Origin of the sequence: Achromobacter marplatensis (assembly GCF_002209535.1) — a bacterium.
In the GTDB taxonomy this organism is placed as follows: Bacteria; Pseudomonadota; Gammaproteobacteria; order Burkholderiales; family Burkholderiaceae_B; genus Achromobacter; species Achromobacter marplatensis.
Map to the genome: position 1 here is coordinate 195,131 of NZ_NJIG01000007.1, position 20,312 is coordinate 215,442.

A 20,312-nucleotide genomic window follows, 5' to 3' on the forward strand; every position below is an offset into this window, starting at 1 on the left:
ATGCGTACCGCAGAGATCACCCGCAACACCAACGAAACCCGCATCCGCGTGGCCATCAATATCGACGGCACCGGCAAGCAGACGATCGACACGGGCGTGCCCTTCCTGGACCACATGCTGGACCAGATCGCGCGCCACGGCCTGATCGACCTCGACATCAAGGCCGATGGCGACCTGCACATCGATGCGCACCATACGGTGGAAGACGTGGGCATCACGCTGGGCATGGCAATCGCCAAGGCCGTCGGCACCAAGGCCGGCCTGCGCCGCTACGGCCACGCCTACGTGCCGCTGGACGAAGCCCTGTCGCGCGTCGTGGTGGACTTCTCGGGCCGCCCCGGCCTGGAATACCACATCCCGTTCACGCGCGCCCACATCGGCAATTTCGATGTAGACCTCACGCGCGAGTTCTTCCAGGGGCTGGTCAACCACGCGCTGATCACGCTGCATATCGACAACCTGCGCGGCTTCAACGCCCACCACCAGGCGGAAACCGTGTTCAAGGCCTGTGGCCGCGCCCTGCGCATGGCCATGGAAGTCGACCCGCGCATGGGCGACGTCGTGCCCTCCACCAAGGGCGTGCTGTAACGTTCGCCAACCCCACCGCACCAGGCAAAAGAAGTGACCACTATCGCCATCGTCGACTATGGAATGGGCAATTTCCACTCCGTCGCACGCGCCCTGAAGTTCGCCGCCCCCGATGCGGACATCCGCATCTGCAACCAGCCCCAGGACATCGACGCGGCTGACCGCGTGGTGTTTCCGGGCCAGGGCGCCATGGCGGACTGCATGCGCACCCTGAATGAATCCGGCCTGCGCGAAGCGGTCGTACGCGCCGCGCGCAACAAGCCCCTGCTGGGCGTCTGCGTGGGCGAACAGATGCTGTTCGACTCCTCTGAAGAGGGCGGCACGTCCTGCCTGGGCCTGTTCCCCGGCGTCGTGCGCCGCTTCTCGGGCCCGCGCTTTGCCGACCTGATCGCCGCCGACGACGAAGCCTGCCTGACCGACACCGGCGCGGCAGGCGCGGTCGATACGCGCCCGGAACGGCTGAAAGTGCCGCACATGGGATGGAACAAAGTCCGCCAGACGCGCTCTCACCCTATCTGGGACGGCATTCCGGACGATACGCACTTCTATTTCGTCCATAGTTACTACGCCGACCCGGACGATTCCGGCCTGACTGTTGGTGAAACCGATTATGGCGTCGCCTTTACCTGCGCAGTGGCGGCAGCTAACATTTTCGCGGTGCAGTTCCACCCCGAAAAGAGCGCCGAGCACGGTTTGCGCCTGTATCGCAATTTTGTAGACTGGCAGCCGTAGGCCTAGAGCCTGCTGCGCCAGCCCATTCAACCCCTCTTTCTTTTTTGCTGCCCACCATGCTGCTGATCCCCGCCATCGATCTTAAAGACGGGCGCTGCGTGCGCCTGCGCCAGGGTGACCTGGACGATGCAACGGTGTTCTCCGAAGACCCCGCCGCCATGGCCACCCGTTGGCTTGACCAGGGCGCGCGCCGCCTGCATCTGGTCGACCTGAACGGCGCCGTTGCCGGCAAGCCGAAGAACGAAGCGCCTATCAAGGCCATCCTGGACGCCGTCGGCGACGACATCCCCGTCCAGATCGGCGGCGGCATCCGCGACCTCGACACCATCGAGCGCTACCTTGACGCCGGCATCTCCTACGTGATCATCGGCACCGCCGCGGTCAAGAACCCGGGCTTCCTGCAAGACGCCTGCGGCGCTTTCCCCGGCCAGATCATCGTCGGCCTGGACGCCCGCGACGGCAAGATCGCCACCGACGGCTGGAGCAAGCTGACCCGCCACGACGTGCTCGACCTGGCCAAGAAGTTCGAAGACTACGGCTGCGAAGCCATCATCTACACCGACATCGGCCGTGACGGCATGCTGTCGGGCGTCAACGTCGAAGCCACGGTCCGCCTGGCCCAGCACGTGCGCATCCCCGTGTACGCTTCGGGCGGCATCGCCGGCATCCAGGACATCGAAGCCCTGTGCGCCGTCGAGGAAGAGGGCGTCGAAGGCGCCATCCTGGGCCGCAGCATCTACGAAGGCACGCTTGATTTCCAGGCAGCCCAGACTCGCGCCGACGAATTGGCAAAATGACCACCTCCAGCAGCACCCCCGGGGCCGGCGCGCCCGTCCAGAGCGCGCTGACCCGCCGCATCATCCCTTGCCTTGACGTCACCGCCGGCCGCGTCGTCAAGGGCGTGAACTTCGTCAACCTGCTGGACGCCGGCGACCCCGTCGAGATCGCCCGCCGCTACAACGAGCAGGGCGCCGACGAACTCACCTTCCTGGACATCACCGCCACCAGCGACGGCCGCGACCTGATCCTGCCCATCATCGAGCAGGTGGCCTCGCAGGTCTTCATCCCGCTGACGGTGGGCGGCGGCGTGCGCCAGGTGTCCGACATCCAGCGCCTGCTGAATGCCGGGGCCGACAAGATCAGCATCAACAGCGCGGCCGTGGCCAATCCGGAACTGGTCCGCGCCGCCTCCGACTACCATGGCTCGCAATGCGTGGTCGTGGCCATCGACGCGCGCCGCGTGTCGGCGGCCGGCGAGCCCGCGCGCTGGGAAGTCTTCACGCACGGCGGCCGCAAGGCCACCGGGCTGGATGCCGTGGCCTGGGCGCGCCGCATGGCTGCCTATGGCGCGGGCGAGATCCTCTTGACCAGCATGGACCGCGACGGCACCAAGTCGGGCTTCGACCTGGAGCTGACTCGCGCCGTGTCGGACGCCGTGCCGGTGCCCGTCATCGCCTCCGGCGGCGTCGGCAACCTGCAGCATCTGGCCGACGGCGTCACCACCGGCCGCGCCAGCGCCGTGCTGGCCGCCAGCATCTTCCATTTCGGCCAGCACACCGTTGGCGAATGCAAACGCTTCATGGCCGAACAAGGTATTGCAGTAAGGTTGGACTGATATGAGCAATGAACCCACCTGGATGGCCGACGTCGTTTTCGACGAAAACGGCCTGATTCCCGCCATCGCGCAAGACTTTGAAAACGGCCAGATCATGATGGTGGCCTGGATGAACCGCGAAGCGCTTGCGGAAACCGCCGCCACCGGCCGTGCGGTGTACTGGTCGCGCTCGCGCCAGCGCCTGTGGCGCAAGGGCGAGGAATCCGGCCACGTCCAGGAAGTGCATGAACTGCGCCTGGACTGCGACGGCGACGTCATCCTGCTGAAAATCCACCAGGAAGGCGGCATTGCCTGCCATACGGGCCGCGCCAGCTGTTTCTACCGCCGCCTGGAAGGCCAGACGGACCAGGCGTCCTGGGTCACGGTGGACCCGGTGCTCAAAGACCCGGAAATGATCTACAAATGACCGATCAAGCCTTAAGCGCCGCCGATATCCTGGCGCGCATCGCCGACACGCTGGAAACCCGCCGCCCCGAAAACGGCGGCGACCCCACGGCGTCGTATTCCGCCAAGCTGCTGGCCAAAGGCCCCGACTCCTTCCTGAAGAAGATCGGCGAAGAAGCCACGGAGCTGGTCATGGCCGCCAAAGACGGGGTGCCCGAGCGCATCGTCAGCGAAACGGCCGACCTGTGGTTCCACTGCCTGGTCGCGCTGACCCATTTCAACCTGCGGCCGGAAGACGTGCTGGCCGAATTGGCCCGCCGCGAGGGCCTGTCGGGCCTGGCCGAGAAGGCAAGCCGCCCCAAAGACTGACCACGGAGCCCCGGAAAATGAGCGACAACTGTCTTTTCTGCAAGATCGCCGCTGGCGACATCCCGTCCAAGAAGGTCTACGAGGACGAGGACTTTGTTGCATTCCACGATATCAATCCGGCCGCACCGGTGCATTTACTGCTGATCCCTCGACGTCATGTCACATCCATGCAGGATATTACGGGTGAGGACGCAGGTTGGTTGGGTAGAATGATGTCGTTGGCGCCGCGGCTAGCAGCCGAAAACGGTTGCCGTCCGGGCCCTGATGGCGGATTTCGCATCATGATCAACTCTGGCGTCGAAGGCGGCCAGGAAGTCCCGCATTTGCATTTCCACATCATCGGCGGCTCGCGGCCCTGGAAAGGGCGCGTAGCCCCCACCGCGTAATTCGGAGAAACATCATGGGTAGTTTCAGCATTTGGCATTGGTTGGTCGTTCTGGTCATCGTGGCGCTGATTTTCGGCACCAAGAAACTGCGCAACATCGGCTCGGACCTGGGTGGCGCGGTGAAGGGTTTCAAGGAAGGCATGAAGGACGCCAACGGCGAAAAGCCGGCAGACCCGATCGCGCAGCAGCGCGTTTCCGGTGAAACCATCGACGTGCAGGCCAAGGAAAAGACCAACTCCTGAGCCCCGGCTCGTCTCCCGGGCCTACCCTGAACGGGCCGGCCCTTATTGCTTCAATTCCCGAGCGGCCGTCGAATGTTTGATGTCAGCCTCACTGAACTGATGGTGATCGGCGTCGTCGCCTTGATCGTCATTGGCCCCGAACGCCTGCCCAAGGTAGCCCGCACCGTCGGCCACCTGCTTGGGCGCGCGCAGCGTTACGTCAATGACGTGAAGTCCGATATCCAGCGCGAAATCGAACTCGACGAACTGCGCAAGTTCAAAAACGAGATGGAAGACGCCGCGCAAGGCGTGCAGCAGTCGCTGAACGACACGCACGCCTCGCTGCAGGAACCCGTCCAGCAATTCCGTGCGGAACTCGATGAAGTCGCCCGCGAAGCCAGCGGCAAGGTCGCGCCGGTGATCGTGGGGGATGCCTCGGCCGTGAACGCCTCCACTGCCAACGCCCCCGCCGAAGCCGCCCGCACCATCGCGCCGGCCACCATCCCGACCTCGGCTTCCGCGTCCGCCCCCGCTACCGCCCCCGCTACCGTCCCGGCTCCGGCTACGGGTCCGGTCCACGGGCCGGTGATCGCACCCGCTGCCCTCCAACAACCCGCCCCGGCGCCCAGCGCGCCCAAGGCTGACGAGGCCGCGCCCGCCGCCCAGCCCGTCACGCCCTACGGAACACCGACGTGACCCAGGACGCTTCCCAAGAAGAAGGCCAGCAAGAGACCTTCATCTCTCACCTGGTCGAATTGCGCACCCGCCTGCTGCGCGCCGTAGGCGCCGTGGTGGCCGTGTTCATCGTATTGTTCATCTACCCCGGCGCATCCGCCATCTATGACGTGCTGGCCGCGCCCATGCTGGCCTCGCTGCCCGAAGGCACGCGCATGATCGCCACGGGCGTCATCACACCGTTCATGGTGCCCGTCAAGGTCACGATGATGGCCGCCTTCATCGTGGCGCTGCCGGTGGTGCTCTACCAGGCCTGGGCCTTCGTCGCGCCGGGCCTGTACCGGCACGAAAAGCGCCTGGCGCTGCCGCTGATCATCTCCAGCACGTTCCTCTTCATCGCGGGCATGGCGTTCTGCTATTTCGTGGTGTTCCGCACGGTCTTTCACTTCATCGCCACGTTCGCGCCGCAATCCATCACGCCGGCGCCGGACATCGAGGCCTACCTGAGCTTCGTCATGACGATGTTCATGGCCTTCGGCATCACCTTCGAAGTGCCCGTGGCCGTCGTGCTGCTGGTGAAGATGGGCATCGTCGAACTGTCCAAGCTGAAGGCGGCGCGCGGCTATGTCGTGGTCGGCGCCTTCATCATCGCCGCGGTCGTCACGCCGCCCGATGTGGTCAGCCAGTTCATGCTGGCGGTACCGCTGTGCCTGCTTTACGAAGTGGGGCTGATCTGCGCGCGCATGGTGTCACCCCAACCGGGTGCCGCCACCGACGAAGAAACCGCGGATTCCCTGACCGAACGGCACTGATCCTGCGGCTGGCGGGGATGGCAGGGCAAGATAGGACTGATTAACTCTTGCCCGCTCCTTGCCTGCAATCCTACATTGCAGGCATGTCGCTTGCCCAAAGGCTGCGCGCCCTGATGCGGTGGCGCGGCATCCACAGCCAGAATCAACTGGCACGCATCTCCCGCGTGCCGCAATCCTGCATCCATCGCATTCTTACCCGCGAAGACCGCTATTCGCCGTCTCGCGGCACGCTGCTGCGCCTGGCCTCCGCGCTTGAGACCAGCGTGCCCTGGCTGACCGACGGCGTGTTGAGCGGCGCCGAGCCCGGCCCCCACGGCCTACCCGCCGGCAAGGACGGCTTGCGCCCCGCCGCGCAAACTATCACGCCGGCCATCGACGGCTACTGCGCGGAAATCTGCGCCCTGCTGCGGGAACAGCCCGACAGCACGAAGAAAACCGTACTGTCGGTCGTACGGCTGCTGGTGGAGGGGCCCGGGCCCGGTCCCGGTCCCGCGCCCTGACCGCTTAACGGCCGAGGGGTTTAACGGGGCTGGCCCGGCCGCGTGCCCACCACGATGGACACGTCCTGCGGTTTGCCCCCGCGCAGAATGCCCAGGGTGACACGCTGGCCCGGAGGCTGCTGCGCGATTTCCGCCAGAAGCTGGGCCGTATCCGTCATGCGCTTGCCATTGACCGACTGCACGATGTCGCCCACGCGCAGGCCGCCACGCGCCGCGGGGCCGTCGCGCATCACGCCCGCGATGATTGCGCCTTTCGCATCCGCGCCCAGCCCGAAGGCCCGCGCCAGTTCGGGCGTAACGTCCTGCGGCTCCACGCCCAGCCAGCCCCGCTTGACCCCGCCCGTCTTGACGATGTCGTCCATGACCTTGCGCGCGATCTCGATGGGCGTGGCAAAACCGATGCCCATCGACCCGCCCGATTCGGAATAGATGGCCGTGTTGATGCCGACCAGATTGCCCTCGGCGTCCACCAGCGCGCCGCCAGAGTTGCCGGGGTTGATGGCGGCGTCTGTCTGGATGAAGTTTTCGTACGTGTTCAGGCCCAGCCCGTTGCGGCCCAGCGCCGACACAATGCCTTGCGTGGTGGTCTGCCCCACGCCGAATGGATTGCCGATCGCCAGCACCACGTCGCCCACGCGCAGCCCCCGGTCGGGCGCCAGCGTGGCGGCGGGCAGGGCGCGCAACGTGCTCAGCTTCAGCACGGCCAGATCGGTGTCGGGGTCGGCGCCCACCACCTTGGCGGTGTCGCGGCGTCCGTCGGTCAAGGCCACCTCGATCGCGTCGGCCGCCTGCACGACGTGGTAGTTCGTCAGCACGTGGCCGTCCTGGTTCACGATGACGCCAGACCCCAGGCTGGTCGTGGCCTGGCGGCGGCTGACGCCCGGCACCTGGCCGAACAGCTGGCGCAGCACGGGATCATCAGGTAGCGGAATCAAGGGCACGTTGACGTGCTTGGTCGTGTAGACGTTGACCACCGACGGCGCCGCGCGGGCAACGCCGTCGGCATACGACACCGGCCCCACGCCGCTGCCTGCGGGCGCGCGGGACGCCGCAGAGGCGGCCACCGCGGCCGGCGGCGACGCCCCCGGCCCCGCCAGGCGCAGCAGGTCAGGCCGCAGGGTCGTGACCACGAATAGAATACCCAGGCAGACCGTGACGGCCTGAGCGAAGATCAGCCAATATCGGCGCATGATTCTAGATAGGACAAGCAATGAAAAAAGTGGACTCCCACGTGCTGGCCAGCTGGCTGGACGACACCCTGCAAGCGGCGCGCTTCAAGGACTACTGCCCCAACGGCTTGCAAGTGGAAGGCCGATCTGAAGTCGGACACATTATCACCGGTGTCACCGCCAGCGAAGCCCTGTTGCGCACGGCGGTCGAACGCGGAGCCGACGCGGTGCTGGTGCATCACGGCTGGATGTGGCGCAACGAAGACCGCCGCATCATCGGCACGCGCCGCACGCGCATGGCGCTGGCCTTGAAGAACGACCTGAACCTGTACGCCTATCACCTGCCGCTGGATGCGCACCCGACGCTGGGCAACAACGCACAACTGGCCCGCGTGCTGGGACTGACCCCGGAACGCCGCGACGACGGCTCTGCCCGCACCTGTGGCCAGGACAACCTCGTCTGGCTGGGCGAGGCCGCCGGCGTGCAGACGCTGGGCCAACTGGGCGCGCGCGTGGCCGAACGTCTGGGCCGGCAGCCACTGGTCGTGGGCGATCCGGACCAGCCGGTGTCGCGCGTGGCATGGTGTACCGGCGGCGCGCAAGGCATGCTGGCCGATGCCGTGGACGCGGGCGTCAGCGCCTACATCACGGGCGAAGTCTCGGAGTCCACGGTGCACCTGGCGCGCGAGACCGGCGTGGGCTTCATCGCCGCCGGCCATCACGCGACCGAGCGTTTTGGTGCGCAAGCGCTGGGGCAGGCGGTCGCCGAGCACTTCGGCATCAAGGTGGAATTCATCGACATCGACAACCCGGCCTAGCAAACGCCGCGCACGCCCCGTGATCCGCCCCCGAAAGGGGGCGTTTTTATTTCACGACGCCAACGTCGACATGGGCGTCGCAAGCCCCTGAATCTGCCGCACTCGGCTCCGGGAAAACCAGAGGGTGCGGTCAAAGCAGCGCCTGTGCGTCGCATCTGGTCAATCGCGGTTCTCTCCCTGTCAATTCTGGCCGCAGCCCCAGCCCTAGCATTCCATGCAGCCGCCCGCAGCCGATCTCCTTCCCGGCCGGGCCTCCTTCACACGGAGCCACTGAATGCTGACCCTCTACGACCACCCGCGCTCCGGCAACTGCTACAAGGTCCGCCTCTTTCTAGCCCTCATCGGCAAAACCTACCAACGCACGTTTGTCGACGTGCTGGCCCGCAAAAACCAGACGGCGGAATTCGAGCGCGTCAGCGCCTTCCAGCAGGTCCCCGCGCTGACCGATGGCGCCACCGCCATCTGGGACAGTCACGCCATCCTGCTGCACCTGGCGCACCACTACGCCCCCGAATGGCTGGCGCCGCTGCCCAGCATCGGCGCCATGCACGCCTGGCTATCGGTATCCGCCAACGAAATCGCCAACAGCCTGCAGCCGCTGCGCTTGACGCACGTGGTCAGCAACGCCGAAGCCGCGCACCACCTGGGCGTCAGCGAAGCACTGCTCGACATCCCCGGCATGCAAGCTCGCACGGACCGATTCCTCTGCCGCATGAACAAGCGCCTGGCGGAAAACCGGTGGCTGGCCGGCACCGACGTACCGAGCGTGGCCGACATTGCCTGCTACGGCTACGCCGCGCTGGCCGAAGAAGCCGCCATCGACATCACCGCCTATCCGGCCGTTGCAGCGTGGCGCGAGCGCATACGGCAGTTGCCGGGATACGTACCCCCAGGCCCCTGAGCCCCGCACGCCACGACAAAAAACCAATACGACAAGACAAGAGGAAAAACCATGGACGCCATACCGGCCGTGCAGTCCGCTGCCCGCTCACACAAGAAACCGAACCTGTTCCGGGTCGCCGTTGCGACCGTCATCGGCACCGCCGTGGAAGCCTTCGACTTCCTCGCCTACGGCACCGCCGCGGCGCTGGTTTTCAACAAGATCTTCTTTCCGCAGTTCGATCCGGTGACCGGCACGCTGGCGGCCTTTGGCGCATTCGCCAGCGGCATGCTGGCGCGGCCCATCGGCGGCATCCTGTTCGGCCACTTCGGCGACCGCGTCGGCCGCAAATCCATGTTGACGTTGAGCCTGTTGCTGATGGGCCTGTGCACCGTGCTCATCGGGCTGCTGCCCACGTATGAACAGATCGGCATCTCGGCGGCGGTGCTGCTGGTCGTGCTGCGCATCGGCCAGGGCCTGTCGTTCGGCGGCGAGATGGGTGGCGCCATGCTGATGGCAGTCGAACACGCGCCGCCGAAGTGGAAGGCGTTCTTCGGCAGCCTGCCGCTGGTGGGTGCGCCCCTGGGCATCCTGTTGTCGGTGGGCTCCTTCGCGCTGGTGACGCGGCTGCCGGAAGCAGACTTCCTGTCCTGGGGCTGGCGCCTGCCGTTCCTCGCCAGTGCCGTGCTCATCGTCGTGGGCCTGTTCATCCGCCACGGCATCGATGAATCGCCCGAGTTCGAGCAGGTCAAGCGCGAGCGCGCGCAGGCCAGGCAACCACTCGCCAACAAGGTGCCGCTGCGCGAACTGCTGCGCGCGCACGGCAAATCGCTCTTGCTGTGCATCGGCTGCAAGATCGCCGAGGTCACCTGGATCTATACCTTCCTGGTGTTCTCGGTGTCTTACGCCGTGTCCAAGCTGGGTTTCAGCCGCGCCGACGCGCTGCACGCCTTGCTCTACGGCGCCGGCGTGCTGATGTTCACCATCCCGCTGTTCGGCGTCCTGGCCGACCGCATCGGGGCGCGCCGCGTCTGCGGCTGGGGCGGCATGTTGCTGGGGCTCATGGCCATTCCGATCTTCATGGCGGTGGGCAGCGGTTCGCTCATGGCATACAGCCTTGCCGTCTTCGTCGCCATGGCGTTGAACTACGCGATCATGATCGCGCCCCAGTCCAGCCTCTACAGCGCCCAGTTCCCCCCGGAGCTGCGCTATTCCGGGCTGTCCATCGGGGTCCAGTTCTCGGCGGCCATCGGCGGCGGCCTGGCGCCGCTGATCTCGGCCACGCTCGTCCAGAAGTTCGACAGCATCCTTCCCGTCGGCGTCTATCTGGCCTTCCTGGGCATCGTCGCCGGCACCTCGGCGTTCCTCATGAAACCCACGGCTCAGGACTTGCGCCGCGGCTGACGCGCCCAAGCCGTCCCGCAGCGGCGGCGCGACCTATGCGCCGCCGCTGCCGCTTCTGGCCGTCTTCCGATACAAGGCGGGAGACATGCCGAAGCGCTCGTGGAAGCGCCGGATGAAATGGCTGGCGTGCTGGAAACCGCAAGAGACGGCGATCTCCTTGACCTCGACGTGCGAGCGCCGCGGGTCCTCCAGCGCCTCCCTGGCCAGTTGCAGGCGGCGCTCGCGCACATAACTCGTGTATTGCAGCGAACGCATCTTGAACAGCCGGTGCACCCAGCGTGTGGTCACGCGCAGCACATCCGCCACCGCCTGCACCGACAGGTCCGGATCGGTGACGTGGGCATCGATGTAGCTCGCCAGCACCTGCCAGTTGTCCGCCGGCGCCCGCGCGTCGCCCGGTATCTTCTCCAACGCCTGGCTGGTGTAGATCGAGGCCAGCAGCGCCAGCAGGGCCTGCTCGGCAAAGAGCGACGAGGTGGGATTGGATTCCGCCTTGTCGAAAAATACGTGATGCAGGCAGCGATGGGCGGTCTGCACCATCGGCAAGCCGGCCACCCCGCGCTGCGCGGTGAACTGCGACATCGCCAGGCTGTGCGCGCCCAGCAGGCGCGAAAGCGGCCCCTTCACCATCACGATGCGCGAATCGGTGTACATCCGGATCTCGGAGGGCAGTGCGGTCGTGCGAAAGATAATGTCCCCCGGCTCCAGCGGCAGGGTCGCCTCGTTCTGAACGATGACGCCATGCCCCGCGATCACGAAGCTTGCCAGGAACTCCGCGTGGTCCAGGTCGGCCGCGTGCTCCGCGCGATGGTGCACGCTGATCGGCGTGGATTCCAGGCTGACCACCAATCCGCCTGCACGCAGTCGACAGGCCTGCAACTGCAGCCTGGGCTGCTCCGTCAACGCCCGGAACTCGCCCGGCAGGACGAGCTTGTCCAGCTCGCGCTCATAGCCGGCGATCTCTTGCGCGTAGAAGGGGCGGAACTGGGGCGCAAAGTTGAGATCCGCCTCGGAACAAGCGGGCCGGGCGGGTGCGTTCACGGTCTGGCTGGCGCTGGGCATGCTCGGAATTCTCCGTCGGGCCGGCCGACAACGGCCGAAAAACGCCTGCCGTCCTGTCGCATTGAGTCAACCCGCGTTCGTGATCGGTCAATTGCAGGCCGCGCTGGCGGGCGTGTAATTGAGCCATTATCCCCAAGGAGACCCCATGCTGGAAAAACAAGCTCATGCCGACGCCTTCTTTGCGCGCTCCGCGAACAAGCTCGACTTCGGAAACTGGGGCGAGAAGGAAAAGGTGGCGCTGAGCTGCCGCATTCTCGCCAGCGAAGGCCATTCGGAAACCCTGGCAGGCCAGATCACCGTGCGCAAGGAAGACGGCACGTTCCTGACCACGCCCTTGGCACAGGCGTTCGACGAAATCGATCCGGCTTCGGTCATCCGCATCAACGAGGACATGGAAGTGCTCGAGGGCCCGGGCACGCCCAACCCCGCCGTGCGCTTCCATTTCTGGGTCTATCGCCAGCGTCCCGACGTGCAATGCATCATCCACACGCACCCGCCGCATGTGTCGACGTTGTCGATGACGGGCCAGCCGCTGGTCGTCGCGCACATGGACGCGACTCCGTTTCACAACGACTGCGCGCACCTGAAGGAATGGCCGGGCCTGCCCATCGCCGACCAGGAAGGCGAGATCATTTCAGCGGCGCTGGGCGACAAGCGCTGCATCCTGCTGGCCAACCATGGATTTCTGGCCGCGGGATCCTGCGTGGAAGAGGCGCTGTACCTGTCGGTGCTGATCGAACGCGCGGCCCGCAATCAGTTGCAGGCAGCCGCCGCCTACGGCGAGGTAAAACCGGTGAATGATGCACTGGCCGCCGAATCGCATGACTTCCTGCTCAAGCCCAGCATCGTGCGGGCGAGCTTCGCCATGTTCGCGCGCCGCGTCGAACGGCAAATGGCCGCGCGATAGCGCACGCGGGCAACAAGCCGCAGCCGGGATCCGCGCGTGGGCGGGTCCCGGGGCTGCGGCAAAACAAATCAGGGCTTTTTGAGCAGGTCGCGGATTTCGCGCAGCAGCGCCACGTCTTCCGGCGTTGCGGCCGGTGCGGCCGGCGCTTCCTCGGCCTTGGTGCGGGCCTTGTAGATGGCCTTGACCATCCAGAAGATCACGAACGCCAGCAACACGAAGTTGATGATGATGGTGACGAAATTACCCCACGCGAACACGTTTGCGCCCGCTTTGGTGAGGTCGGCATACGTCATCGGGCCGTTGTAGCCGGCCGGCATGGACAGCACCAGGAACTTGTTCGAAAAATCGACCGAGCCGCCAAGGATGAAGTTGACCAAAGGCATGACGATGTCTTTGACGAGCGAATCGACGATCCTGCCGAACGCTGCACCGATAATGACACCCACCGCCAAGTCGACCGCATTGCCTTTTACGGCGAAATCTCGGAATTCTTTGACGAAACCAGTTGCTTTGCTCATAAAAGCACTCCCTTCGTGATACGCCCGTCAGTGGGCTGGCGCTATAATACGCGGTTGCTATGTTGTTACATATTCCCGCGAACCCGATGCCGCAGAAATGATGCTACTCGTAGAGCGGGCGCATCAACAAGGATAGGAAGATGAGTCAGGATACGCTGGTGCACGATGATGACGGTGCGGTTGATCCCAACCTGCCACCTGATCCTTCGCGACGTTTCTGGGTTACCACCGCCTGTGCTGTGGGTGGCGTAGCAGGTGTCGCAACGGCTTTGCCGCTTGTGAGCACATTTTCTCCCTCTGAAAAGGCCCGTGCGGCCGGGGCCCCTGTAGAAGTGGATATCGGCGATATACCCGTCGGCACCATGAAGACAGTGGAATGGCGTGGGAAGCCGGTGTGGATCATTCACCGTTCTCCCGAACAGCTCGCCGCCCTGAAAGCGCTGGACCCTCTACTGGCCGATCCCGATTCCAAGCGGCCTGGCTTCACTCCCAAATACGCCGAAAACGAAGCTCGCTCGCGCAAGCCCGAGATCTTCGTCTGTGTCGGCATCTGTACCCATCTGGGCTGCTCGCCCACCTCGCACTTCGAAACAGGCGGCGGTGGCGGCATGGGCGCCAATTGGCAAGGCGGATTCCTCTGTCCGTGCCACGGCTCCACGTTCGACCTGGCTGGCCGGGTCTACAAGAACAAGCCTGCTCCCGATAATCTCGAAGTACCGCCTTACCAATATCTCAGCGACACCCGCATCATTGTGGGCGTTGATGAAGACAACAAGGCCTGACGCTCGCGTCGCGCTTTTTTCCCGAATTACGTAAGTAAAACAAATACGCCACGTATTAGAGAAGGAGCCGTTACATGGCTGGCGAGAAAACCGTCGAGACGACAGGCCTGTTGGGCTGGCTGGACCGGCGCTTTCCGGTGACCTCCACCTGGAAAGCCCATCTGTCCGAGTACTACGCACCGAAGAATTTCAACTTCTGGTATTTCTTTGGCTCTCTGGCCTTATTGGTCCTGGTGCTGCAGATCGTGACCGGCATTTTCCTGGTCATGCATTACAAGCCGGACGCCGAACGCGCGTTCCAGTCCGTCGAATACATCATGCGCGAAGTCCCTTGGGGCTGGCTGGTGCGCTATATGCACTCCACCGGCGCGTCGATGTTCTTCGTCGTCGTGTACCTGCACATGCTGCGCGGGCTGCTTTACGGTTCCTACCGCAAGCCGCGCGAACTCGTGTGGATCTTCGGCGTGGCGATTTTCCTCTGTCTGATGGCCGAAGCTTTCTTCGGCTACCTGCTTCCCTGGGGCCAGATGTCGTATTGGGGCGCCCAGGTGATCGTGAACCTGTTCGCGGCCATTCCGTTCATCGGCCCTGAACTGTCGATCTGGATCCGCGGCGACTACGTCGTGTCGGACGCCACGTTGAACCGCTTCTTCGCCTTCCACGTCATCGCGATTCCGCTGGTGCTGGTGGGCCTGGTGGCGGCTCACCTGGTGGCGCTGCACGAAGTCGGCTCGAACAACCCGGACGGCATCGAGATCAAGCAGGGCCCGAAAGACAAGTACGGCCGGCCCAAGGATGGCATCCCGTTCCACCCGTTCTACTCCGTGCATGACCTGATGGGCGTGGCGGGCTTCCTGCTCGTGTTCGCGTTCATCGTGTTCTTCGCGCCGGAAATGGGCGGGTACTTCCTCGAGTTCAACAACTTCATCCCTGCTGACTCGCTGAAGACGCCTCCGCACATCGCTCCGGTCTGGTACTTCACGCCGTTCTACTCGATGCTGCGCGCCACCACCGACGAATTCACGTGGGTGCTGGCAGGCGCATCGGTGCTGGGCGCCATCGCGTTGCTCGTCAAGAGCAACCTGAAGGGCATCCTGCGCGTGGCCATCCCCGGCATCCTGATCGTCGTGGCCGTGCTGCTGCGCGTGATCGACGCCAAGTTCTGGGGCGTGGTCGCCATGGGCGGCACGGTCGTCATCCTGTTCTTCCTGCCGTGGCTGGACCATTCCCCGGTCAAGTCGATCCGCTACCGCCCCACGTGGCACAAGTGGATCTACGGCATCTTCATGGTCAACTTCCTGGTGCTCGGCTACATCGGTACGCAGCCGCCCAGTCCGCCGTTGAACATCACGTCGCAAATCGGCACGCTGCTGTACCTGGCATTCTTCTTCCTGATGCCGGTCTGGAGCCGCCTTGGCACCTTCAAGCAAGTGCCTGAGCGCGTTACGTTCCACGCCCACTGAGCCCCACCAGATAACGGATTAACCATGATCAAGAAGCTGATTGGTGCCGTGGCCTTGATGCTCACGTGTACCGCCGCATTCGCCGCCGAAGGCGGGTTCCCGCTGGACAAGGCGCCGTACCGCGTCAACGACATGGCGTCGCTGCAAAACGGCGCCAAGCTGTTCGTCAACTACTGCCTGAACTGTCATAGCGCATCGTCGATGCGCTACAACAAGTTGAAGGACATCGGGCTGACCGACCAGCAAATCAAGGAAAGCCTGCTGTTCACCGGCGAAAAGGTGGGCGACATGATGACTGTCGCCATGACGCCCAAGGACGCCAAGAAGTGGTTTGGCACGACGCCCCCGGACTTGTCCGTGATCGCCCGCGCCAAATCGGTCAACGCCGGCCCGTCCGGCGCGGACTACATCTATACCTACCTGCGCACCTTCTACCGCGATTCGTCACGCGCCACCGGCTGGAACAACCTGGTTTTCCCGGCCGTGGGCATGCCCCACGCGCTCTGGGAGCTCCAGGGTCCGCGCGAGCTGACGACCGTGGCCATGCATGAAGTGGAAGCCAAGGATGCCAAGGAAGGCGCACCCAAAACCTGGGAACGCGTCACGACGGTGTACGATGCTCAAGGTTTTTCCACGGTCAAGGCCGAACCGGTAGCTGATTACCGCGGCCATGCCACCTTTGATGCCAAATTTAAGGCCGCCAACCCGGCCCAAGTCGCAACATACGACAACGACGTCGCAGACCTGACCGCGTTCATGTCCTGGATGGCCGAGCCCGTCCAGACGTTACGCGTCCGTATCGGCGTCGGTGTCATGTTGTTCCTGCTGTTGTTCTTCCTGGTTACGTGGCGCTTGAACGCTTCGTACTGGAAGCACGTGCGCTAACCGCAACGCCCCGCCAGGCATACAACCGTCCCCGTTTAAAAACAGGGACGGTATTGGCGGATAGGGCTGTACGCCTATCCCGCCTGGCAATCGGGGCCAGCGCCTGCTAGATTTAGGCGCTGGCCTTTCGTTTTTCATAAAGGACTTTCACCATGATGGTGCTCTATTCCGGAACCACGTGTCCGTTTTCGCAACGCTGCCGCTTCGTGTTGTTCGAAAAGGGTATGGATTTCGAGATCCGCGACATCGACCTGTACAACAAGCCCGAAGACATCTCGGTGATGAACCCGTACGGTCAAGTGCCCATTCTGGTCGAGCGCGACCTGGTCCTGTACGAGTCGAACATCATCAACGAGTACATCGACGAGCGCTTCCCGCACCCGCAGCTCATGCCCGCTGACCCGGTCATGCGCGCCCGCACCCGCCTGTTCCTCTACAACTTCGAGAAGGAACTGTTCGTTCACGTCTCGACGCTGGAAGACCGCAGCGCCAAGCCGGACGAGAAGAAGCTGGCCCATGCCCGCCAGAACATCCGCGACCGCCTGGCCCAGCTGGCCCCCATGCTGCTGAAGAACAAGTACATGCTGGGCGAAGAGTTCTCCATGCTGGACGTGGCAGTGGCTCCGCTGTTGTGGCGCCTGGACCACTACGGCATTGAACTGCCCAAGAACGCGGCTCCGCTGCAAAAGTACGCCGAACGCATCTTCTCGCGTCCGGCCTACATCGAAGCGCTGACGCCTTCGGAAAAAGTGATGCGTCGTTAAGGCTGTTGTGTGATGGGTGAAACTTCGACCAAACCGTATCTGATCCGCGCACTGCACGAATGGTGCACTGACAACGGCTACACGCCGTACATCACCGTGCAGGTCGACGAGCACACCATGGTGCCCGTCGCGCATGTACGTGACGGTCAGATCACGCTGAACGTGGGCACGCTGGCCACCAACCGTCTGGTGCTGGGCAATGAATTCATCGAATTCCAGGCCCGCTTCAGCGGCGTGACCGAAAACGTCTACGTTCCCGTCGGCGCCGTCAGCGCCATCTACGCGCGCGAAACCGGCGCCGGCATGGGCTTCGAAGTGCAGCCCTACGAACCGCCGGCAGCCGGTGCACAAGGCGTGGCGGACACCGCCGCGCCCGAAAGCACCGATGCCGAGGCCACGCCGGGCGACGACGGCGGTGATGATGACGAACCCAAGCGTCCGCGCCTGACCATCGTCAAATAGCCGCCGCGATGCGGGGACGGCGCGCCTGGCGCAATGTCCTTGCAAGCCAGACTGATTCCCGTGCTCCGTGCCAGGCAGGATGCCCATCCTGCCCGCGCGGGGCTTTTTGCTGCGCGGCGTTTACGCACGTCGCCCCAGCACGGCGGCGCTGAACCGCCGCCATGGGGAAGGCTGTATTGCGGCACGCGTCGGCCCGCACACGGCGGCAGCGTTTTTTCATTACAATGCAGTCCCTGCGCGTGCCCTGGCACGCCAAGCCGGTGTAGCTCAGTTGGTAGAGCAGCTCACTTGTAATGAGAAGGTCGAGGGTTCGATTCCTTTCACCGGCACCAAACGCATCCAACAAAAAGCCCAACCTCCCGGTTGGGCTTTTTGCTTTTCGACAGCCGTGTGCGGCCCTTGGCTTCAGCCCAGCGGGGGCAGCATGTTGAACAAGAGGACCATGATCAGGCCCACGACCGACACGATCGATTGCACCACCGAAATCGTCTTGGTGGCTTCGCCCATCGTCATACCGAAGGATTCCTTCACCATCCAGAAACCGGCGTGGTTGGCATAGTTGAAGAACAGCGAACCGCAACCGATCGACAGCGCCAGCAACGGCAGGTTCAACGAGGGGTCGGCGCCGGCCAGCGGCGCCAGCAGGCCCGCGGCACCCACGATGCCGACCGTGGCCGAACCCGTGGACACCGACAGCAGCATGGCGATCAGCCAGCCCAGGATCAGGGGCGGGAAGGCAAACTGGTGCGTCAGGTGCACGATGGCGTCACCGACCTTGGCGCTGGTCAGCACCTGCTGGAAGGCGCCGCCGCCGGCGATGATCAGCATGATGCCGGCGATGGGCTTCAAGCTCTGACCGAGCGCCTCGCGCAGTTTTTCCGCGTCGCCGCGACGCATGAAGACCAGCGTGACGGCGGCAAACAACACGCCCAACAGCATGGCGACGACCGGGTTACCCAGGAAGGCGGCCACGTGCAGGCCGCTTGAACCCTTGGGCAGCAGCATCTCGGCCACGGCGTGCACCAGCATCAGCAACGCCGGCAACAGGGCCGCAAGGATGCCCAGGCCCACGCTGGGCGCGCCGTTGCCGGCGGCCGCTTCGCGGGTAGCGGTGAACTGGTCCAGCAGCGCCTCGTCCGGACGGGTCGTCATGCGCGGGGCGATGAACGCGCCATACAGCGGACCGCCGAAGATCATGGCTGGCAGCGCGGCGATGAAACCGTAGATCATGGTCGGACCGACCGTGGTCTTCAAGGTGGCGATCGCCGTCAATGGGCCCGGGTGCGGGGGCACCATGCCGTGCATGGCCGCCAGGGCTGAAATCACCGGCACGCCGACATACACATACGCCGACCCCTTGAAACGCTGCTGGCCCTCCAGCTTGCGCGCCACGCTGAAGATCAGCGGCAGCATCACCACCAGGCCGACCTCAAAGAACATGGGGATGCCGATGACGAACGCCACCAGCGTCATGGCCCAGGGGATCATCCGGGGCGAGGTGTGGCGCAGGATGGCGTTGGCCAGGCGCTCGGTGGTGCCGGAGTCGGCCAGGATCTTGCCCAGCATGGCACCCAGCGCGATCACCACGCCGACCGCGCCCAGGGTCTTGCCCGCGCCGTCGGTCAGGTTCTTGACGATGGCCACCGGCTCCATGCCCGTGGCGAAGCCGACGCCGATGGAAACGATCAGGAGCGCCAGCAGCGGATGCATGCGGATGCGCGAAACAATCAGTGCGACCAGCACCAAAACGCTCACCAGGGCGGTGAGCAGCAATTGAATGTCGAACGAAGACATGTGTGAACCCAGAAAAGACGAGAGAGGTCGCGAACCTTCTGGGTGCCATCATAAGGGATCGGCTTTACGCCCGCCGGTCACAGGGCGACGGGCGGGCGGCGAGGCCTCAGGGCGCCCCGCGCAGCCTATCCCCCAAGCGCTCAGTCGGGCTTGATCCCTGCGGCCTTGATGATCGCCGCATTGCGCTCCAGTTCCGTCTCGACTTTGCGGCGGAACGCGACCGGGTCCTGGTAAGTCGCGTCAAAGCCCAGCTCCTGCAGCTTGGCCCGGGTGTCCGGTTCCGCCATCACCGCTTCGATTTCCTTGGACATGCGGGCGACGATGGGCGCGGGCGTGCCTTTGGGCATCACGACGCCGAACCAGGTTTCGAAGTCGTAGCCGGCCACGCCGCCTTCGGCAACGGTGGGCACCTCGGGCACCAGGGAAGAGCGCGCGCGGCCCGTCAACGCCACGGCACGCACCTTGCCCGCCTTGATCTGGGGCAGGCCCGCCACCAGGGTGTCGATCGACAGCGGGATCTGGTTGCCGATCAGGTCCGTCATGGCCGGCGCGCTGCCGCGGTAGGGCACGTGCAGCAGCTTGGCCCCCGTGCGCTGGGCCAGCGACTCGCCCGCCATGTGCGGCGTGGAGCCGTTGCCGAACGAACCGAAGCTGAGCGGCTGCGCGGCCGACTTGCTGGTGATGTCCGCCACCGTGCCGATGCCGGTCTGCGGATTCGTCAGGATCACGAACGGCGTGCTGCCGGCGACGGCGACGTATTCGTAGCTCTTGATCGGGTCGTAGTTCAGGTTCGGATACAGCAGCGGGTTCGACGTGAACGTCGGCGCGCCGGTGATCATGAAGGTATAGCCATCGGGCGCAGCGCGAGCGACGGCGGCAGCGCCGATGCCCGTGTTGGCGCCGGGCTTGTTTTCAATCACGACGGCCTGGCCCAGGCGCGCGCCCAGCTTCACAGCGAAGAGGCGGCCGATGACATCGGTGGATCCGCCCGGCGGGAACGGCACCACCATGGTGATCGGCTTGTCCGGATAGGACTGTGCCGAGGCCATCAGCGGCGTTGCGGCCAGGACGCACAGCGCGAGGGCGCGGGCGACGGTTTGGTTCATTGGTTTCCCCTTGTGT

At 64.6% G+C, this 20,312-nt stretch carries 25 protein-coding genes and 1 tRNA gene; 21 read left to right on the plus strand and 5 right to left on the minus strand.

The features are described from left to right. The 11 genes from hisB (at nt 1) to CEY09_RS18320 (ending at nt 6,282) form a co-directional block, all read left to right on the plus strand. On the plus strand, nt 1-588 hold the full coding sequence (gene hisB / locus CEY09_RS18270; RefSeq protein ID WP_088589753.1) for an imidazoleglycerol-phosphate dehydratase HisB: 588 nt from the start codon (nt 1-3) through the stop codon (nt 586-588). A gap of 33 nt (nt 589-621) precedes the next feature. Next, the gene (hisH, locus tag CEY09_RS18275; RefSeq protein WP_088589754.1) at nt 622-1,320 is read left to right on the plus strand and encodes an imidazole glycerol phosphate synthase subunit HisH; all 699 of its coding nucleotides are present in this window, start codon (nt 622-624) and stop codon (nt 1,318-1,320) included. Nucleotides 1,321-1,376: 56 nt separating this feature from the next. Then, nucleotides 1,377-2,117: a 1-(5-phosphoribosyl)-5-[(5-phosphoribosylamino)methylideneamino]imidazole-4-carboxamide isomerase gene (hisA, locus tag CEY09_RS18280; RefSeq protein ID WP_088589920.1), complete on the plus strand. Its 741-nt coding sequence runs from the start codon at nt 1,377-1,379 to the stop codon at nt 2,115-2,117. After that, nucleotides 2,114-2,935: an imidazole glycerol phosphate synthase subunit HisF gene (gene hisF / locus CEY09_RS18285; protein WP_006224534.1), complete on the plus strand. Its 822-nt coding sequence runs from the start codon at nt 2,114-2,116 to the stop codon at nt 2,933-2,935. The genes hisA and hisF overlap by 4 nt, the downstream gene beginning before the upstream one ends. A gap of 1 nt (nt 2,936) precedes the next feature. Further along, entirely contained in the window at nt 2,937-3,341 is a 405-nt protein-coding gene (gene hisI, locus CEY09_RS18290; RefSeq protein ID WP_006224533.1) for a phosphoribosyl-AMP cyclohydrolase, read from the plus strand. Next, nucleotides 3,338-3,688 (plus strand): phosphoribosyl-ATP diphosphatase, encoded by a 351-nt coding sequence (locus tag CEY09_RS18295; protein ID WP_006224532.1) that lies wholly within the window; start codon nt 3,338-3,340, stop codon nt 3,686-3,688. The genes hisI and CEY09_RS18295 overlap by 4 nt, the downstream gene beginning before the upstream one ends. Nucleotides 3,689-3,705: 17 nt before the next feature. Continuing rightward, nucleotides 3,706-4,074, plus strand: a complete 369-nt coding sequence (locus tag CEY09_RS18300; RefSeq protein WP_006224531.1) for a histidine triad nucleotide-binding protein — start codon at nt 3,706-3,708, stop codon at nt 4,072-4,074. A 14-nt stretch (nt 4,075-4,088) separates the two neighbouring features. Continuing rightward, nucleotides 4,089-4,316: a Sec-independent protein translocase subunit TatA gene (tatA, locus tag CEY09_RS18305; protein WP_006216828.1), complete on the plus strand. Its 228-nt coding sequence runs from the start codon at nt 4,089-4,091 to the stop codon at nt 4,314-4,316. A gap of 72 nt (nt 4,317-4,388) precedes the next feature. After that, nucleotides 4,389-4,991 carry a Sec-independent protein translocase protein TatB gene (gene tatB / locus CEY09_RS18310; protein WP_088589755.1) on the plus strand — a complete coding sequence of 201 codons (603 nt, stop codon included), beginning with the start codon at nt 4,389-4,391 and terminating at the stop codon, nt 4,989-4,991. Further along, nucleotides 4,988-5,782 carry a twin-arginine translocase subunit TatC gene (tatC, locus tag CEY09_RS18315; protein WP_088589756.1) on the plus strand — a complete coding sequence of 265 codons (795 nt, stop codon included), beginning with the start codon at nt 4,988-4,990 and terminating at the stop codon, nt 5,780-5,782. Before tatB ends, tatC begins: the two co-directional genes overlap by 4 nt. 83 nt (nt 5,783-5,865) lie before the next feature. Beyond that, nucleotides 5,866-6,282 (plus strand): helix-turn-helix domain-containing protein, encoded by a 417-nt coding sequence (locus tag CEY09_RS18320; RefSeq protein ID WP_088589757.1) that lies wholly within the window; start codon nt 5,866-5,868, stop codon nt 6,280-6,282. 20 nt (nt 6,283-6,302) lie between these two features. Here CEY09_RS18320 and CEY09_RS18325 read toward each other — a convergent pair whose 3' ends face one another. Beyond that, nucleotides 6,303-7,472 (minus strand): trypsin-like peptidase domain-containing protein, encoded by a 1,170-nt coding sequence (locus tag CEY09_RS18325; protein WP_088589758.1) that lies wholly within the window; start codon nt 7,470-7,472, stop codon nt 6,303-6,305. Between the two features lie 20 nt (nt 7,473-7,492). Here CEY09_RS18325 and CEY09_RS18330 point away from each other — a divergent pair, with 20 nt between their 5' ends. The 3 genes from CEY09_RS18330 to CEY09_RS18340 all read left to right on the plus strand — a co-directional run bounded on the left by CEY09_RS18330 (nt 7,493) and on the right by CEY09_RS18340 (nt 10,553). Further along, the gene (locus tag CEY09_RS18330) at nt 7,493-8,269 is read left to right on the plus strand and encodes a Nif3-like dinuclear metal center hexameric protein (protein ID WP_088589759.1); all 777 of its coding nucleotides are present in this window, start codon (nt 7,493-7,495) and stop codon (nt 8,267-8,269) included. Between the two features lie 274 nt (nt 8,270-8,543). After that, nucleotides 8,544-9,170 (plus strand): glutathione S-transferase family protein, encoded by a 627-nt coding sequence (locus CEY09_RS18335; RefSeq protein WP_088589760.1) that lies wholly within the window; start codon nt 8,544-8,546, stop codon nt 9,168-9,170. Nucleotides 9,171-9,221: 51 nt separating this feature from the next. Continuing rightward, a complete protein-coding gene (locus CEY09_RS18340) occupies nt 9,222-10,553 on the plus strand; it encodes an MFS transporter (RefSeq protein ID WP_088589761.1) in 1,332 nt (443 codons plus the stop codon). Between the two features lie 33 nt (nt 10,554-10,586). On the opposite strand, the gene CEY09_RS18345 is transcribed toward CEY09_RS18340, so the two are convergent. Beyond that, nucleotides 10,587-11,615: a helix-turn-helix transcriptional regulator gene (locus CEY09_RS18345; protein ID WP_088589762.1), complete on the minus strand. Its 1,029-nt coding sequence runs from the start codon at nt 11,613-11,615 to the stop codon at nt 10,587-10,589. 145 nt (nt 11,616-11,760) lie between these two features. Here CEY09_RS18345 and CEY09_RS18350 point away from each other — a divergent pair, with 145 nt between their 5' ends. Beyond that, complete coding sequence (locus tag CEY09_RS18350) at nt 11,761-12,522, plus strand: aldolase (RefSeq protein ID WP_088589763.1); 762 nt, start codon at nt 11,761-11,763, stop codon at nt 12,520-12,522. A 68-nt stretch (nt 12,523-12,590) separates the two neighbouring features. Here the strand turns inward: CEY09_RS18350 and mscL are convergent, their stop codons facing one another. Beyond that, nucleotides 12,591-13,040: a large conductance mechanosensitive channel protein MscL gene (mscL, locus tag CEY09_RS18355; RefSeq protein WP_006224521.1), complete on the minus strand. Its 450-nt coding sequence runs from the start codon at nt 13,038-13,040 to the stop codon at nt 12,591-12,593. A 140-nt stretch (nt 13,041-13,180) separates the two neighbouring features. Between mscL and petA the strand changes: the two genes are divergently transcribed. From petA to CEY09_RS18385, 6 genes are all read left to right on the plus strand, one after another. After that, nucleotides 13,181-13,822, plus strand: a complete 642-nt coding sequence (petA, locus tag CEY09_RS18360) for a ubiquinol-cytochrome c reductase iron-sulfur subunit (RefSeq protein WP_006224520.1) — start codon at nt 13,181-13,183, stop codon at nt 13,820-13,822. 74 nt (nt 13,823-13,896) lie between these two features. Continuing rightward, nucleotides 13,897-15,285, plus strand: coding sequence for a cytochrome b (locus tag CEY09_RS18365; RefSeq protein WP_006224519.1), 1,389 nt, complete (start codon nt 13,897-13,899; stop codon nt 15,283-15,285). Nucleotides 15,286-15,309: 24 nt separating this feature from the next. Then, nucleotides 15,310-16,170: a cytochrome c1 gene (locus CEY09_RS18370; protein ID WP_088589764.1), complete on the plus strand. Its 861-nt coding sequence runs from the start codon at nt 15,310-15,312 to the stop codon at nt 16,168-16,170. 152 nt (nt 16,171-16,322) lie between these two features. Next, nucleotides 16,323-16,934, plus strand: coding sequence for a glutathione S-transferase N-terminal domain-containing protein (locus tag CEY09_RS18375; RefSeq protein WP_006224517.1), 612 nt, complete (start codon nt 16,323-16,325; stop codon nt 16,932-16,934). Between the two features lie 12 nt (nt 16,935-16,946). Continuing rightward, nucleotides 16,947-17,396, plus strand: coding sequence for a ClpXP protease specificity-enhancing factor (locus tag CEY09_RS18380; protein WP_006224516.1), 450 nt, complete (start codon nt 16,947-16,949; stop codon nt 17,394-17,396). Nucleotides 17,397-17,652: 256 nt separating this feature from the next. Then, nucleotides 17,653-17,728, plus strand: a tRNA-Thr gene (locus CEY09_RS18385). 73 nt (nt 17,729-17,801) lie between these two features. Here CEY09_RS18385 and CEY09_RS18390 read toward each other — a convergent pair. After that, nucleotides 17,802-19,190, minus strand: a complete 1,389-nt coding sequence (locus tag CEY09_RS18390) for a GntP family permease (RefSeq protein WP_006224515.1) — start codon at nt 19,188-19,190, stop codon at nt 17,802-17,804. Nucleotides 19,191-19,330: 140 nt separating this feature from the next. Continuing rightward, nucleotides 19,331-20,296 carry a Bug family tripartite tricarboxylate transporter substrate binding protein gene (locus CEY09_RS18395; protein ID WP_088589765.1) on the minus strand — a complete coding sequence of 322 codons (966 nt, stop codon included), beginning with the start codon at nt 20,294-20,296 and terminating at the stop codon, nt 19,331-19,333. Nucleotides 20,297-20,312 lie beyond the last annotated feature (16 nt).

What these genes read in the sequence shown, in the direction of transcription:
- CEY09_RS18390 (WP_006224515.1), bottom strand. Translation starts at nt 19,190, where the DNA reads ATGTCTTCGTTCGACATTCAATTGCTGCTCACCGCCCTGGTGAGCGTT.
- mscL (WP_006224521.1), bottom strand. Translation starts at nt 13,040, where the DNA reads ATGAGCAAAGCAACTGGTTTCGTCAAAGAATTCCGAGATTTCGCCGTA.
- CEY09_RS18395 (WP_088589765.1), bottom strand. Translation starts at nt 20,296, where the DNA reads ATGAACCAAACCGTCGCCCGCGCCCTCGCGCTGTGCGTCCTGGCCGCA.
- CEY09_RS18365 (WP_006224519.1), top strand. Translation starts at nt 13,897, where the DNA reads ATGGCTGGCGAGAAAACCGTCGAGACGACAGGCCTGTTGGGCTGGCTG.
- CEY09_RS18295 (WP_006224532.1), top strand. Translation starts at nt 3,338, where the DNA reads ATGACCGATCAAGCCTTAAGCGCCGCCGATATCCTGGCGCGCATCGCC.
- tatA (WP_006216828.1), top strand. Translation starts at nt 4,089, where the DNA reads ATGGGTAGTTTCAGCATTTGGCATTGGTTGGTCGTTCTGGTCATCGTG.
- CEY09_RS18370 (WP_088589764.1), top strand. Translation starts at nt 15,310, where the DNA reads ATGATCAAGAAGCTGATTGGTGCCGTGGCCTTGATGCTCACGTGTACC.
- hisF (WP_006224534.1), top strand. Translation starts at nt 2,114, where the DNA reads ATGACCACCTCCAGCAGCACCCCCGGGGCCGGCGCGCCCGTCCAGAGC.
- CEY09_RS18380 (WP_006224516.1), top strand. Translation starts at nt 16,947, where the DNA reads ATGGGTGAAACTTCGACCAAACCGTATCTGATCCGCGCACTGCACGAA.
- CEY09_RS18350 (WP_088589763.1), top strand. Translation starts at nt 11,761, where the DNA reads ATGCTGGAAAAACAAGCTCATGCCGACGCCTTCTTTGCGCGCTCCGCG.
- hisB (WP_088589753.1), top strand. Translation starts at nt 1, where the DNA reads ATGCGTACCGCAGAGATCACCCGCAACACCAACGAAACCCGCATCCGC.
- CEY09_RS18375 (WP_006224517.1), top strand. Translation starts at nt 16,323, where the DNA reads ATGATGGTGCTCTATTCCGGAACCACGTGTCCGTTTTCGCAACGCTGC.
- petA (WP_006224520.1), top strand. Translation starts at nt 13,181, where the DNA reads ATGAGTCAGGATACGCTGGTGCACGATGATGACGGTGCGGTTGATCCC.
- CEY09_RS18330 (WP_088589759.1), top strand. Translation starts at nt 7,493, where the DNA reads ATGAAAAAAGTGGACTCCCACGTGCTGGCCAGCTGGCTGGACGACACC.
- CEY09_RS18340 (WP_088589761.1), top strand. Translation starts at nt 9,222, where the DNA reads ATGGACGCCATACCGGCCGTGCAGTCCGCTGCCCGCTCACACAAGAAA.
- hisI (WP_006224533.1), top strand. Translation starts at nt 2,937, where the DNA reads ATGAGCAATGAACCCACCTGGATGGCCGACGTCGTTTTCGACGAAAAC.
- CEY09_RS18325 (WP_088589758.1), bottom strand. Translation starts at nt 7,472, where the DNA reads ATGCGCCGATATTGGCTGATCTTCGCTCAGGCCGTCACGGTCTGCCTG.
- CEY09_RS18335 (WP_088589760.1), top strand. Translation starts at nt 8,544, where the DNA reads ATGCTGACCCTCTACGACCACCCGCGCTCCGGCAACTGCTACAAGGTC.
- hisA (WP_088589920.1), top strand. Translation starts at nt 1,377, where the DNA reads ATGCTGCTGATCCCCGCCATCGATCTTAAAGACGGGCGCTGCGTGCGC.
- CEY09_RS18300 (WP_006224531.1), top strand. Translation starts at nt 3,706, where the DNA reads ATGAGCGACAACTGTCTTTTCTGCAAGATCGCCGCTGGCGACATCCCG.
- tatB (WP_088589755.1), top strand. Translation starts at nt 4,389, where the DNA reads ATGTTTGATGTCAGCCTCACTGAACTGATGGTGATCGGCGTCGTCGCC.
- CEY09_RS18320 (WP_088589757.1), top strand. Translation starts at nt 5,866, where the DNA reads ATGTCGCTTGCCCAAAGGCTGCGCGCCCTGATGCGGTGGCGCGGCATC.
- CEY09_RS18345 (WP_088589762.1), bottom strand. Translation starts at nt 11,615, where the DNA reads ATGCCCAGCGCCAGCCAGACCGTGAACGCACCCGCCCGGCCCGCTTGT.